The following is a 13210-nucleotide window of genomic DNA, read 5'->3' on the forward strand; positions in this document are numbered from 1 at the left end:
CGCGGAATCCAGGGGGTCAGGCGGTGCCGGCGACCGACCCGGCGCCGCAGGACCGAACGTGATCCCGGCCAGCCGGCACCGTCCCGCTGTCCTCGTACACCTCCGCGCCGGCGAGCTCGCGGCCTGCGACGTACCCGAACGTGAGCGCCGGCCCGAGGTTGATGCCGCCGGCCGGGTAGAAGCCGCCCATGATGTTGGCCTGGTCGTTGCCAGCCACGAAGAGGCCGGCAATCGCGGACCCATCGGCGCGCAGCACCCGCGCGCGGCCATCCGCGGCGAGGCCCGCGAACGTCCCGAAGGACCCCGGGACCACCTTGACCGCGTAGAACGGGCCCTTCTCGATCGGCGCGAGTGACGGGTTCGGCCCCACCTTCGCGTCGCCGCCATAGCGGTTGAACTCGGTCTCGCCGCGCTCGAACTCGGGGTCCACGCCGAGGCGGGCGTTCTCGTTGAACCGCTCGACGGTCTCGCGCAGCCCGGCCGGGTCGATCCCGCACTTGGCCGCGAGTTCCTCGAGCGTCCGGCCCTTCACGAGGTACCCGTTGCGAACGTACGGGAACAGCGGCACGGGCAGCGGCTTGGCCATCCCCAGCGGGTACTTGCGCACGAACCGCGAGTCGGCGATCTGCCACGATTCGACCGCATCGCCCTCGGGCGTCGCCGCAATGAGCCCGGAGACATAGTCGTAGTATCCGTTGGCCTCGTTGACGAACCGCTTGCCGTCCCGACGTACCCCGATCGAGCCGGGCTTCGCGCGGTCCATGATGTGCGGGAACACGCCGTTCCGCCCGAACGCAGGGGCCTTCCCGACCGTGTACGGGACGAGGGAGACGGGGCACCACGCCGCAGCCGACTCGACGTCCGTCTGGAACAGCGCACCGACGGACTCGCCGAGGGTGATGCCGTCGCCGGTGGTCTCCTTCGGGGCGAGCGTCCAGTGCTCGCGGCCCGTGGGCGTCTTCGGGAACAGCTCGCGCCGCCGCTCGACGTCGTTCGGGAACCCGCCCGCCGCAAGAACGACGCCGCGCGCGGCGCGGATCTCGTACTCCACCTCAGATCCGTCAGGCCGGACACCGCGCACGACGGCGCCGGCGACCCGCCCGCCGTCGTCCCGCCCGCCGTCGTGCTCGCCGCCATGAGCAGCCGCGTCCGCGGTGAGGAGCCGGACGGCCGGCGTCGACACGCGCACCTCGACGCCGAGGTCGTCGGCGCTCTGCAGCAGCCGTCCCACGAGCGCAGTCCCGTTGACGAGGTGCATCCCGCGACGGTGCACGGCCAGGTCGAGCAGGTGCCGCCCCACCCGCCACGCCGAGTACGCGAGGCCCGGCAGGCTGCCCTGCGATGCGGAGAGGATCTTGGCCAGATCCGGCCCGGCCATGATGCCCATGCCCAGGAACGACGTCTCGTACAGCTGTCCGCGCAGGAGCTTCCGGACGCGCGGCGAGAGCCGCCTGGCGTCGAGGGGCGCGGGGCCCACGGAGCGGTGGCCGGTCCCGGCGCCCGGGGTCTTGCCGTAGATGTCCCGGATCTTGGCCCCGGGCGTGAACTGGAGCCGGGTCTTCTCCTCGAAGAAGCCGACCATGTGCGGGACCGCCTCGAGGAACGCGTCGATGCGCGCGCCGTCGTACCGTTCTCCGAGCCGGTGGCGGAGGTAGGTGCGGAACAGTTCGGGGTCCTCGTCCACGCCGTCTGCCTTCGCGAGGGGGTTCCCGGGAGTCCACGCCCAGCCGCCGGACCACGCGGTCGCGCCGCCGCACACGTCGGCCTTCTCGACGACGACGACGCGCAGCCCGTGGTAGGCGGCCGTCACCGCCGCGGCGAGACCGCCGGCTCCGGAGCCGATGACCAGGACGTCGGTCTCGACCGTGCCGTTCTCGGCAGCAGGTGTGGGCTGGGCGTTCATCGGGTGGCTCCGTTCGATTCTGCGGAAGACGGGATCAGGGTGTGGGCTTCCTCAAGGACACGGTCCGCGGCCCGCTTGAGGTGCCGGGCCCAGCCGAGCTCGCCGAGGCGCACGACGTCGGCGGGAGACGGCGCCTCGACGCTCACCGGGGTGCCGCTCGGCAGCGCCGCGACGATCTCGGCCAGGTTGAGTCCGCCCTCGCCGGGGGCGAGACGGGCGGCGCGGGACTCGTGGATGAGGCCCTCGCGGTCCGCGGGACGCGCGGCGGGGGCGTCGCAGAGCTGCAGCATGGGCACGAGATCGGCCATGGCGGCGAGCTCCTCGAGCGCACCCCCGAAGCGCCGGAAGTGCAGCGTGTCGACGACGACCCTCGCCCCGGCGGCCCGCGCGGCCGCGGCGGCGGAGGCGAGCGAGTTGATGCGCTGGTAGGAGATGGGCTCGAGCGTGGGGGTGATGCCGAACTCGCGACCGTCCTCGGCGAGGAGGGCGAGGGTTTCGGCGAAGCGGACGGGGTCCGGGTCCGCCGCTGCGACCGTCAGGGTCTCTGCGCCGAGGGCGCGCGCTGCCTCGAGCATGGGGAGCCACGCGTCGCGCTGGCCGTCGGCCCGGCCGCGCGCGGCATCGGGTGATGCGGGCGCGCCGGCGCCGTTCGTGCCGTCGATCAGGAGGAACTCCGTGTCGAGGACGCGGACCCCGGTCGACCGGACGTTCGCGAGGGTTTCGGCGAGCATCGGGGAACCGGGCGACAGGTCGTACTTGCGCTCGGTCCGCGTCACGGGACGCACTCGGGCGCCGATGAAGTCGAACCCGGCCTCTGCCGCGATGAGCACGAGGTCAGGCGGCGCCGTGTCGAGGAGCGAGAGCTGGGCCAGGCCTACCTCTCGCTTCGCCACGGACGGCTGCGGGGAGGCTGTCATGCGAGGGCTCCTTCCAAGGAGCGGGTCGGAGTGCGGGTGTCCGGTCCGGACGGCGAGATGCCGGCGGCAAGGTACTGGGCGAGGCGCTGCGCGGCGTCGTACCCGTGCTTGATGGCGTTCGACGCCGTGGGCGGCAGCGGGTCGGCGACGGTCCCCGCGAGCACCACGGGAACGCCAGCGCCCAGGCTCAGGGCGGCCTCGCGGCCCGCGAGGTCGACGGCGGCGCTGAGCGGAACGACGCCGCGCGAGACGAGGAGGGGCCCCGGGGCGTCGAGCCACTGCTCGCCGCCCGCCCCGACCACTCGGACGCGGCCGGAGAGGGTGCCGGGCGCCTCGGCCTCGACGATGCGGGAGTCGAGCACGATCCGCACGCCCGGGTTGGCCTCGAGCCGGGGGACGGCGAGGATCTTGGCTCGGCGGCCGGACTCGGGGGCGATGGCCTGCTCCGGCCCGACGAGGAGAACGCTCGTGCCGTGGGTCGCGAGGGTGTCCGCGGCGGACATCGCGACGGAGTCCGCGCCCCAGATCGTCACGGCCTCGGGCGCGGGATCGGTGCCATCGAGGATCCCCCTGTGGGCCGCGAGCCAGTCGCGGACGTCGAGCACGCCGTCGTGCGCCGCGCTCTGAGAACCAGCGCCGGTCACGGGGAAGCCGGGCTGGGGACGCTTCCCGCCCGTCGCGACGACGATCGCATCCGCGCGGTGGTCGCGTGCAAGGGCCGCAAGCGCCTGTGGCCCGTCGGCATCGACCGGGGCACCGAGGCTCAGTGTGATGCCGAGCCGCTCGATCTCGGCGCGGTTCCAGTCGAGGTAGCGGTGGAAGTCCGGCGTCGGGCGCATGCGCGCGGCGAGCCCGAACTGCCCGCCGATCCGATCCGCCGCGTCGAGGATGGTCACACGCGCGCCGGCCTCCGCGAGCTCGCGCGCAGCGGTCAGGCCTGCGGGCCCGGCACCCAGGACGACCGCGTGGGGCGCGGCGGCAGCGGGGACGACGTCGCGGGGTGCGGTGCCGCCGTCGTGCGACGCCTCGGCGCCGCGCACACGCGGCGTCGGGACGGGGACCCGGGAGCGGCCGACCGCTGGGTTGACGGTGCACGTGACCTGGCCGAGGCCGAGGTTGTCGATGCACACGTTGCACGCGATGCACGGCCGGTAGGCCCGGCGGTCGAGGACGCTGTGTCCAAGGACCGCGGGCACGAACTGCGGGTCCGCGTGGACCGCGCGGCCGAGGGAGACGAAGTCGGAGTCTCCGGCGGCCAGGACGGACTCGATCGCCTCCGGAGAGTTGAGCCGTCCGGCCAGGCCGAGCGGGAGGCCGAAGCGGCGGTAGGCGCGCGCGTATTCGGCGAGGACGCCGGGCTTCCACTCCCCCGACTGCACGATCCACTCGCCGGCCTCGTAGCTGCCGGCGGAGAGGTCGAGGAAGTCGAGGGCGTCGAGGTCGAGGCGGGAGACGACGTCGAGCGTCTGCGCGGCGTCCAGTCCATCCGGGACACCCTCGACCATCGAGACGCGCATGCCCACGATCGCCTCGGGGGCTGCGGCGCGGACAGCCGCGATGACGAGGTTCGGGAAGGCCTCGGGGACGCCGAACTCGTCGGTGCGGCCGTTGGTTCGGGCGGACATGAACTGGTGGATCAGGTACCCGTGGCCCCCATGGATGCTGATGACATCGAACCCGGCCTCGACGGCGCGGCGCGCCCCTTCGCCGTAGCCCGCGGCCACCTCGCGGCACTCCTGCGTGGTGAGCGCGCGCGGCATCTCGCCGCCGGCGACCTCGCACGGCACGGGCGACGGCGCGACGTTCGGGAACCCGGTCGAGGCCGACTGCGCGGTGCGGCCGCCGTGGTTGATCTCGACGGCGACGAGTGCGCCTTCCGCATGGATCGCGTCGGTGAGGGTCCGGAACCCCGGGATCACGGCGTCGTCGTGCAGGCCGAGCTGGTGGGTGCGGCCCTTGCCGTCGGCGCGCACATACGTGGCCTCGGTGGTCACGACGGCGAGCCCGGCCCTCGCGCGGGTCACGAGGTAGTCGGCGTACTGCTCGGTGATGCGCCCGTCCGTGGTTCCGTAGTTGCGCTCCATGGGCGAGCTCCACAGCCGGTTGCGGAGGGTGCGCTGCGGGCGGCCGTTGCGGCCGAGGGTCAGTGGCTCGCTGCCGAGGCGACGGCTGGCCGGATTCTGGGGGGCGTTCATGCGAGGGCGTCCTCTCGGGAGAAGGTGACGGGGCGGCCGGTGCGCGACGACTCGTACACGGCGAGCAGGATTCTCAGGGCCGCGGTCGCGTCGGGGCCGGTGATGGCGGGCTCGCGGCCCTCACCGTCATTCGCGCTGAGCGCAGAGACGAAGTCCCGGATCTGCGCGGTGTGGTGCGGGATGAGCTGGCCGTTGATGGTGGCGAGGTCCACGTTAGGGTCGACCCCGGCGGGCTGGACGGGCTCGGACTCGATCGTCCCGCCACGGGCGAACAGGGTCACGCGGCCGTCGGCGCCCTCGGGGAACTCGCTGAGCTCGGCCGTCGCGCCGGTCTCGCCCGTAATGCGGATGCTCACGCCGAGGCTCGGGGTCGCGGCGGTCGTCGCGGACAGGGTCGCGATGGCGCCGGAGGCGAAGCGGATGACGGCGGCGGCCGTGTCCTCGACCTCGATGCTGTGGGTGAACGTCGCGATGTGCCCGTGGACCTCGACGACCTCGCCCATGAGCCACTGGAGGAGGTCGATGTAGTGGATGGCCTGGGTCATGAGGACGCCGCCGCCGTCGGTCGCCCAGGTTCCACGCCACGCTGCCGCGCTGTAGTACGACGGGTCGCGGTGCAGGATCACCGAGGCGTGGCCGAGGATCGGGCGGCCGATCGTGCCATCGTCGACGGCGGCCCGGAGGCGCTGCGCGGCCGGCCAGAAGCGGCGCTGGAAGAAGACCCCCAGGCGCACCCCGGCGGCGTCGCACGCGGCGACCATCCGCTCGGCGGAGGCGAGGTCGATCGCGATCGGCTTCTCGCACAGCACGTGGGCGCCGGCCGCGGCCGCGGCGAGGACCACCTCCTCGTGCGTCGGATGCGGGGTGCACACGGAAACGATGTCGATGCCCGCGGCGAGGAGCTCCTCGACGGAGCCGTAAGCGTGCTCGATCCCCCACTGCGAGGCGGTGGCGCGGGCGCGGTCGGCGTCGACGTCGCACACCGCGACGACCGTGGCCTCGGGGATCGCGGCGAAGGCCTCGAGGTGGTTGCGGCTGATGGCGCCGCAGCCGACGATGCCGACGCGGTACTTGGCAGGGGAGGTCACTGGGGGCCCTTTCAGAGAGTCTGGTCGGCGACGAGGTCGAGGAAGTGGGCACGCATCCGTGCCCGGTCGGCGGGGAGGCCGGTGAACAGCTCGAACGCGTCGGCGGCCTGGCCCACGGTGAGCCACCCGCCGTCGAGCACCCGGCAACCCACGGCGAGGGCCGCCTTGACAAGCTGGGTGACGAGCGGGCGGTAGACGACGTCGGCCACCCAGTGCCGCGGCGTCAGGACCGAGGCGTCGAAGGGCGTGCCCGGGTGGCCCACCATCCCGATCGGGGTGGCGTTGACGACGCCGTCCGCCTCCACGAGCGCGTCCGTCACCTCGTCGAGGGCGATCGCAGTGACCCGTTGTCCCTGCGTGTGACGATCGAGACGCACGGCCACGGCCGCGGCGCGGGAGGGGTCGGCGTCGGCGATCAGGAGGTGCTGGGTGCCCGCCGCGACGAGTGCGTGCGCGACGGCGGACCCCGCCCCGCCAGCCCCGACCAGGACGACCGTCCCCAATGCCGCGCCCGGGAGGCCCGCGGAGAGCGCGGCGCGGAAGCCCGAGTGATCCGTGTTGCGGCCGACCAGCCGCGGGGCGCCAGCGCCGTCTGGCGCTCCTGACTCGACAGTCACCGTGTTGACCGCCCCGAGATCCCGTGCGTCCTCCGACAGTTCGTCGAGGCCGGTCATCACCGTCTGCTTGCACGGGTGGGTCACGTTGAGGCCGGTGTAGCCGAGGCGGACGGCGTCGCGCGCGAGCTGCCCGGCGGCGTCGGGGGAAAGGCCGAGCCCGTCGATGTCCAGCGTGCGGTACGCGAGCCGCAGGCCCTGCGCGGCGGCCTCACGCTCGTGCAGGAGCGGAGTGAGCGAGCCGCCGACGTTGGCGCCGATCAGGCCGATCAGGTGGGGGTTCGAGGGGCGGGAGCTGAAGGCGGTGGGCATCAGGCGGCAGGCTCCTGGACGGCGTCGTGCGCTACTGCCCTTGCAGACCGGCGCGCGGGCTTGAGTCCGAGCTCGGCCTTCGGGGTGCGGAACGTCTCGCGCGCCGTCATGGCGCCGACCGCAGCGACCGCGCAGAAGCCGACGGTCATCCAAGCGACGGGACCCCAGTTGGCGGGGTTCCCCGCAGTGAGGGCGGTGCCGATCGCTGGGGTGAAGCCAGCCACGAGGAGTCCGAGCATGAGGCTCACGGCCATTCCCGAGTAGCGGGTGCGAGCCGGGAACAGCTCGGGGAAGTAGGCAGGGTACACGCCGTTGGGCATCGCGTAGAACACGCCGGTGAGGGCGATCGCGGTGAGGAAGATGAGCGGCCAGTTGCCCGTGCCGAGGACCGTGAAGAAGGCGAACACGAGGACCGCGCTGCCGATCGTCCCGGTGATGAATACGGGCTTGCGGCCGATCTTGTCGGACAGGCGCGCCCACATCGGCTGCGTGAAGACGGTGACGAGGTTCGCCACGGCGATGACGACGAGCATCATGGGCTTGTCGAGCTTGACGACCTGAGTGGCGTAAGCGAGGGCGAAGACCGTGAAGACGGTGTTCACCATGGTCACGAGCGCGGCGAGGGTCACGCGGATGACATTGGGGAAGTCGTTGCGGAAGAGCTCGACGAGCGGGATGGCCGCGGTCTTGGCGTCGTCCTTCAGCTCCTCGAAGACCTCGGGCTCCTCGAGCCTGCGGCGGAGGTAGAAGGCCACGAGTGTGACGACGGCGCTGAGCAGGAACGGCACGCGCCAGCCCCAGCTCATGAGTGCCTCCTGCGGGAGCATGGTGACCGGGATGAAGATGAGGCTCGAGATGACGATGCCGAACTGGATGCCGCTCATCGTGAAGCTCGTGAAGAACGCGCGCCGCCCCTCGGGGGAGTGCTCGAGGGTCAGGGAGCTCGAGCCGGGCGACTCGCCGCCGGCGGAGATGCCCTGGACGAGGCGGAGCGCAACGAGCGCGATGGGGGCGACCAGCCCGACGCCCGAGTAGGTCGGGAGGCAGCCGATGAGGAACGTCGAAGCCCCCATGAGGACGAGGGTCAGGACGAGGACGTTCTTACGGCCGAAGCGGTCGCCGAAATGGCCCCACATGATCGCCCCAAGGGGGCGTGCGATGTACGCGACGCCGAGGGTCGCGAACGAGAGCAGCTCGCTTGCGGCGCCCGCGTCCGGGAAGAACAGCTTCCCGAAGAACAGGGCAGCAGCGGAGCCGAAGATGAAGAAGTCGTAGTACTCGAGCGTGCTGCCAAGGAAACCGGAGATGGCCGCGGTGCGCGCTTTGCCGTGCTGGGCGCGTACGGCGGATGTCGACGCTGACATAGTGATCCCTTCGGGTGATGCCAGTCACGTTCGACTGGCTCATCCAGCATGGGGTCAGCGATTACTGTTCGTCCAACACTTAGTTGGTCTAGGACTATGTAGATTTTCAGCATGATAGCGGAGCTTGCATGTTCAGCTCGCCTTACCGGCCTCCTCGCCCATGTCCCCCACCATGTGCCGCCGCTCAACGGCATGAACTCGGACCCCGGAGCTCCGGAACAAGTCGATCTGGTGGGGGTCGGCGGAATCGTCCGTCACGAGCGTCCACGGCAGGGGCAGGCGCACCCAAGCGTGGAACGGGCGCTGCCCGAGCTTGCTCGAGTCCGCAAGCACGTAAACGTGCTGACCCCGACGGGCCATGAGCTCCTTGAGACGGGTCTGCGCCTGATCGGCCTCGCAGATCCCGTCCTCTGCCGTGACGGCGTCTGCGCCGAGGAAAACCCTGTCGAAGGTCATCCGTTCGAGCGTGGCCTCGGCGAGGGGGCCAACGAACGTCTGGCTCAGACTGCGGAGCCTGCCGCCGAGGCAGTCGACGTGGATGCCGGGCGAATCGGCGAGTTCCTGGACCGTATTGAGCGCTGGGGTGGTGACGGTCAGGTCAGCGTGCCCGCGCAGCGCGTGGGCGAGTGCGCCGACGGTCGACCCGCCGTCGAGGAGGATGGACTCGCGTGGCTGGACCTGTTGGGCCGCCCATCGGGCGATGGCCTGCTTCTCCTCGAAGGCCTCGCCGATGCGCTGCCTCAGAGACGCCTCCGGATGGGCCCCGATAGCAAGCGCCCCGCCGTAGGTCCTCGCGAGCTTCCCCTGCTCGTTGAGGGCCGCGAGGTCCCGGCGGATCGTCGACGCTGTGACGCCGAATCGCTCAGAGAGCTCCTCGACTGATGCGAGCCCTGCGGTGACGGCGAGCTGGTAGATTTCCTCGCGCCGTGACTTCGCCGTCGTCATCTTGGTCCCCCTCGGGTGAGGCGCGCGCGTCGAATCCGCAGCGGGGCGCCGGTTCCCCTCATCGTAGCCATTCGCCCGGCGAGGGCGTGGTGCGCGCGCTACAGCGACGCTCCCGCGCAGATGACGTAGTCCTGGCCAGTGATCGAACGTCCATGCGGTCCCACGAGGAGGGCGACGACGGCCGCGACGTCCTCCGGATCCACAAGGTGTCCGAGTGGCGGGACGACCGGCGGCACGTCGACCCGTGCCGGGTCGGCGAGCATCGGGGTATCCGTTGGACCGGGAGACACGACGTTGACGGTGATGCCGCGCGGAGCGAGCTCCTTGGCCCACGACCTGCCCAGCCCCAGGACCGCGGCCTTCGTCGAGGCGTAATGGCTCTTGCCTGCCGCCCCCGCAGCCGTCCGGCTGCCGATGAGCACGATCCGCGCGCCGTCAGGCATCGCTGGCACGAGCCGGTCAGCCAGGATGCTGGCCGCCCCCACGTGCACCGCGAACATCTCCTGCAGGGCCTCAGGCTCGAGCGTTCCCAGGCGGGCCGTCCGCTGGAGCCCCGCCGCGTGGACGAAGGCGTCGGCGGAGGGAAGTCCGGTACCTACCCGAGCGACGTCGGCCGCGTCGCCCAGGTCCACGCGCTTCCAGGCAAAGGACGGCCCGAGCGCGGTCTCCGTGCGGCTCAGGCCCGTCACTCGCCATCCATCGGAGATCAGACTGCGGGAGATGGCCTGCCCGATACCCGAGCTGCAGCCGGTCACGACGGCGTGGCGCGGCTCAGGCATCGGTGTCACCACCGGGGGTGGTCGTCCCGGCGTAGGCCCATTCGGGGCTGACCTTGACGTACTTGATGGCCTGCCGGAAGTAGGTGTACGCGATGTGGAGCTCGCCGTCCGAACCCTGATGGATGGACGGGTAGGAGTACTCGCGGTTGAGCCCGTCGCGGGAGTTGTTGGACAGGCAGTACCCGTCCCCCACCTCGAGATTTCGACGGACAGGCCACGTACGCCCGGAGTCTTCGGAGATGGCGAGGGTCATGGGTGCACGCGGGGTGCCCCAGAAAGCGCTTCGGCTGCCCACGGGCGGCGAGGGCTCGACGTCGGCCGCGGCCTGGGCGGCGGGCGCGCCCTCCTCGACGAGCCCGTCGTCGTCTATCTCGTCGTACAGCGAGAGGCGACGCTCTGTCGTCTCCTCGGCCCGGCGGTGGTTGTAGACAAGAGCAAGCCGTCCGTCGGCCAGTGCGGTGAACTGGATCGACGAGTTGTTGTTCGGCAGCTCGGTGGGGACCGGCTGGGTCCACGTGGCACCGTCGTCTTCGGAGCGAGACTCGTAGATCGCGTCGGCCCAGCGGCTGCGGAAGAGGGCGAGGAGCGAGCCGTCGGCCAGAGGCTGGATGTCCATATGGACGCAGCCCTGGCTGCCGGGAATGAGCTGTTCCCGCCACGTTCGGCCGGCGTCGTCGGAGATCATGACGGCGCTGTCGTCGTTGTTGCCGACCCACTTTTCGCCCGGCGTCGTGAGGCAGCGGAAGACCGGGATGAGCCAGCGGCCCGAGGGGAGGATGAGGGGCTGGTGACGCACGAACACGCCTCCCGCCTCCGTGGCGGCAAACAGCGTCTCGGCTGGCGCCCAGGTCCTGCCGCTGTCCTGCGAGATCCGGCGGCGCACCTCTGCGGTGTCCTGGTTGCCTGCCCTCTGGGCCGTGTACACGAGCCACACCTCGTCCCCTGCGGGCGCGAAGAGGATCGGATTCTGCTCGGACCGTGCGCTGTCGTGCGAGAGCTGCTCGGGCTCGGACCAGCGGTCGCCGCCTGGTTCGAGGGCTGAGAACCAGACCGAGATGTCACTGATGCCCTCCTGAGTGCCGCCGAACCAGACGCAGGCGAGGCGCCCGTCGGGGAGCGTCTGGAGATTGGCTGCGTGAGACTGGACGGTTGCCGCGGGAAGGTAGGCGAAGGTCGCGCCGTCGGCATGGCGGAGGACTCCATCGCGGGTGACGGCGCTGTAGGCGCTGTCGAGGGCGTTGCTGGTCATAGTGTCCTCAGTCCTCCGTGCTTGCTGCGTCGAGATGGGCCTTGGCGGCCAGCTCGAGGTGGGTGAGGTCGGAGGCGACGCTCGCAAAGGTGAACCCCTGCTGGAAGCGCTGCGCCGCGATCGTCCCCGCCGCGGTGTGGATGCCAGCCGCGACGCCAGCGGTCGCGGCCGCGTCCGCGACAGCGGCCAGGGCCTCGTCGAACTCGGCCTGGATAGCCGGATCGCCCGGGAAGGCCCCGCCCACGGCCAGGGAGAGGTCCGACGGCCCGACGTAGACGCCGTCGAGGCCCGGGGTCGCGCAGATCTCCTTGACGTTCGCGAGCCCTTCGGGCGTCTCGATCATGGCGAACACGAGCGTCGAGGCATTGGCCTCCGCCGGGATCGGGCCGACGCGCAGCGCCGAGCGCATCGGACCGTAGGAGCGGCGCCCCAGCGGCGGGTACTTGGCTGCCGCGACGGCGGCGGCGGCCTGCTCAGCAGTGTCGACGAGAGGGACGATGACGCCGGCAGCGCCTGCGTCGAGCGCCCGGCCGATCGAGGTCGGGTTGTTGTCGTCGACCCTGACGAGGCCTACGGCGCGCTGGCCGGCATCGATGGCCATGAGCCCATGCAGCACGCCCGAGTAGCCGAGCAGGCCGTGCTGGGCGTCGAGGGCGACGTAGTCGTAGCCGAGCAGGGCGATCCGCTCCGTGGCGACTGGAGCGTCGAGCACGCACCAGTAGCCGACGGCGCGCTCGCGCGCGCGGATCTTCCTCGCGAACTCGAGGACCTGGGGGGAGGATGTCATGTCTGTTCCACTCTCGATTGTTGCGGATAGTCCAGGATCAGCGGTTGTAGGCCGGCATGGGGCCGCGCAGCATGGCGCCGACCCTATCGCACGCCTCGACGACGTCGGCCGGAAGGGGACCGCGGGCGACGGCCGCGATGTTGGACCGGAGCTGCTCGACCTTCGAGCCTCCGAGGAGTACCGAGCCGACGCCGCCGTGATGGGCCAGCCAGCGCAGCGAGAGCTCGACGAGGGAGATGCCGGCGCCGTCCGCGATGCCGGTGAGCGACTGCACGGCCTCGAACAGCCGCGGATCCCAATACCGCTCCGTATACATCACAGCGAGCCGCGAGTCGCCGAACCGCCCTTCCGTCGGCTTGGCCTCAAAGCTGTGCCTGCCAGTGAGGAGTCCTCCGCCGAGCGGGTTGTAGACCATGGTGTGAATCCGGTGCACACGGGCGAACTCGAGGTACTCCTCCTCGACCCGGCGGGCCAGGAGGTTGTAGAGCTGCTGCGCGACGACGGGACGGGGCGCACCGACGCGGTCCGCGACATGGATGAGGTCGGCGATCTGCCATGCGGCAAAGTTCGAGACCCCGAGGGCCTTGATCTTGCCCTCGGCCGCAAGCTCCGCCACGGCACCGAGGGTCTCCTCGAGAGGGGCGGAACGGTCGGGCTGGTGGAGGTAGAAGAGGTCGACGCTCTCGACGTCGAGGCGCTTGAGGCTGCCCTCGACGGAGCGGCGCAGACCAACCGCCGAGAGCGGCGAGTGGCTTCCGTGGTCCGGATGAGGCATGCCGGCCTTCGTCGCCAGGAAGACCTCGTCCCTCCTGCCCTTGAGCAGGCGGGAGAGGATTTCCTCGGTCGCACCGCCGGCGTAGCCGTTGGCGGTGTCGACCGCCGTGATGCCGGCATCGAGGGCTTCGTCGAACATGCGGCGGGCGGTGGCCTCGTCGGCAGTGTCCCCGAACGTCATCGTGCCGAGGACAAGCTTCGAGATGGGCAGTTCCCCTGCAGGAACCGTGGACGGGAGGTCGCTCATGAGTTCTTCCTGTCGATGAATGGTGGTCGAAAGGGG

11 protein-coding genes are annotated in these 13210 nt (G+C 71.2%); all 11 read right to left on the reverse strand.

The annotated features are described in order from the left end of the window. Positions 1–16: 16 nt before the first annotated feature. Positions 17–1903: an FAD-dependent oxidoreductase gene (locus AB5L97_RS18720; protein WP_369045829.1), complete on the reverse strand. Its 1887-nt coding sequence runs from the start codon at positions 1901–1903 to the stop codon at positions 17–19. Then, complete coding sequence (locus tag AB5L97_RS18725; protein ID WP_369045830.1) at positions 1900–2820, reverse strand: sugar phosphate isomerase/epimerase family protein; 921 nt, start codon at positions 2818–2820, stop codon at positions 1900–1902. Before AB5L97_RS18725 ends, AB5L97_RS18720 begins: the two co-directional genes overlap by 4 nt. Beyond that, entirely contained in the window at positions 2817–5015 is a 2199-nt protein-coding gene (locus tag AB5L97_RS18730; protein ID WP_369045831.1) for an FAD-dependent oxidoreductase, read from the reverse strand. The genes AB5L97_RS18725 and AB5L97_RS18730 overlap by 4 nt, the downstream gene beginning before the upstream one ends. Beyond that, the gene (locus tag AB5L97_RS18735) at positions 5012–6103 is read right to left on the reverse strand and encodes a Gfo/Idh/MocA family protein (protein WP_369045832.1); all 1092 of its coding nucleotides are present in this window, start codon (positions 6101–6103) and stop codon (positions 5012–5014) included. The genes AB5L97_RS18730 and AB5L97_RS18735 overlap by 4 nt, the downstream gene beginning before the upstream one ends. An 11-nt stretch (positions 6104–6114) precedes the next feature. Beyond that, the gene (locus tag AB5L97_RS18740; protein WP_369045833.1) at positions 6115–7029 is read right to left on the reverse strand and encodes a shikimate dehydrogenase; all 915 of its coding nucleotides are present in this window, start codon (positions 7027–7029) and stop codon (positions 6115–6117) included. Beyond that, positions 7029–8393 carry an MFS transporter gene (locus AB5L97_RS18745; protein WP_307956291.1) on the reverse strand — a complete coding sequence of 455 codons (1365 nt, stop codon included), beginning with the start codon at positions 8391–8393 and terminating at the stop codon, positions 7029–7031. Before AB5L97_RS18745 ends, AB5L97_RS18740 begins: the two co-directional genes overlap by 1 nt. A 132-nt stretch (positions 8394–8525) precedes the next feature. Further along, a complete protein-coding gene (locus AB5L97_RS18750; protein WP_369045834.1) occupies positions 8526–9338 on the reverse strand; it encodes a DeoR/GlpR family DNA-binding transcription regulator in 813 nt (270 codons plus the stop codon). A 98-nt stretch (positions 9339–9436) separates the two neighbouring features. After that, entirely contained in the window at positions 9437–10117 is a 681-nt protein-coding gene (locus AB5L97_RS18755; protein WP_369045835.1) for an SDR family NAD(P)-dependent oxidoreductase, read from the reverse strand. Then, positions 10110–11366: a sialidase family protein gene (locus AB5L97_RS18760; RefSeq protein ID WP_369045836.1), complete on the reverse strand. Its 1257-nt coding sequence runs from the start codon at positions 11364–11366 to the stop codon at positions 10110–10112. The genes AB5L97_RS18755 and AB5L97_RS18760 overlap by 8 nt, the downstream gene beginning before the upstream one ends. A gap of 7 nt (positions 11367–11373) precedes the next feature. Further along, positions 11374–12153: an HpcH/HpaI aldolase family protein gene (locus AB5L97_RS18765; RefSeq protein WP_369045837.1), complete on the reverse strand. Its 780-nt coding sequence runs from the start codon at positions 12151–12153 to the stop codon at positions 11374–11376. A gap of 37 nt (positions 12154–12190) precedes the next feature. Beyond that, positions 12191–13174, reverse strand: coding sequence for an aldo/keto reductase (locus tag AB5L97_RS18770; protein WP_369045838.1), 984 nt, complete (start codon positions 13172–13174; stop codon positions 12191–12193). Positions 13175–13210: the final 36 nt, after the last annotated feature.

The sequence above is a fragment of the Sinomonas sp. P10A9 genome, assembly GCF_041022165.1.
GTDB lineage: Bacteria > Actinomycetota > Actinomycetes > Actinomycetales > Micrococcaceae > Sinomonas > Sinomonas puerhi.

What these genes read in the sequence shown, in the direction of transcription:
- AB5L97_RS18750 (WP_369045834.1), bottom strand. Translation starts at nt 9,338, where the DNA reads ATGACGACGGCGAAGTCACGGCGCGAGGAAATCTACCAGCTCGCCGTC.
- AB5L97_RS18765 (WP_369045837.1), bottom strand. Translation starts at nt 12,153, where the DNA reads ATGACATCCTCCCCCCAGGTCCTCGAGTTCGCGAGGAAGATCCGCGCG.
- AB5L97_RS18770 (WP_369045838.1), bottom strand. Translation starts at nt 13,174, where the DNA reads ATGAGCGACCTCCCGTCCACGGTTCCTGCAGGGGAACTGCCCATCTCG.
- AB5L97_RS18755 (WP_369045835.1), bottom strand. Translation starts at nt 10,117, where the DNA reads ATGCCTGAGCCGCGCCACGCCGTCGTGACCGGCTGCAGCTCGGGTATC.
- AB5L97_RS18730 (WP_369045831.1), bottom strand. Translation starts at nt 5,015, where the DNA reads ATGAACGCCCCCCAGAATCCGGCCAGCCGTCGCCTCGGCAGCGAGCCA.
- AB5L97_RS18760 (WP_369045836.1), bottom strand. Translation starts at nt 11,366, where the DNA reads ATGACCAGCAACGCCCTCGACAGCGCCTACAGCGCCGTCACCCGCGAT.
- AB5L97_RS18720 (WP_369045829.1), bottom strand. Translation starts at nt 1,903, where the DNA reads ATGAACGCCCAGCCCACACCTGCTGCCGAGAACGGCACGGTCGAGACC.
- AB5L97_RS18725 (WP_369045830.1), bottom strand. Translation starts at nt 2,820, where the DNA reads ATGACAGCCTCCCCGCAGCCGTCCGTGGCGAAGCGAGAGGTAGGCCTG.
- AB5L97_RS18745 (WP_307956291.1), bottom strand. Translation starts at nt 8,393, where the DNA reads ATGTCAGCGTCGACATCCGCCGTACGCGCCCAGCACGGCAAAGCGCGC.
- AB5L97_RS18740 (WP_369045833.1), bottom strand. Translation starts at nt 7,029, where the DNA reads ATGCCCACCGCCTTCAGCTCCCGCCCCTCGAACCCCCACCTGATCGGC.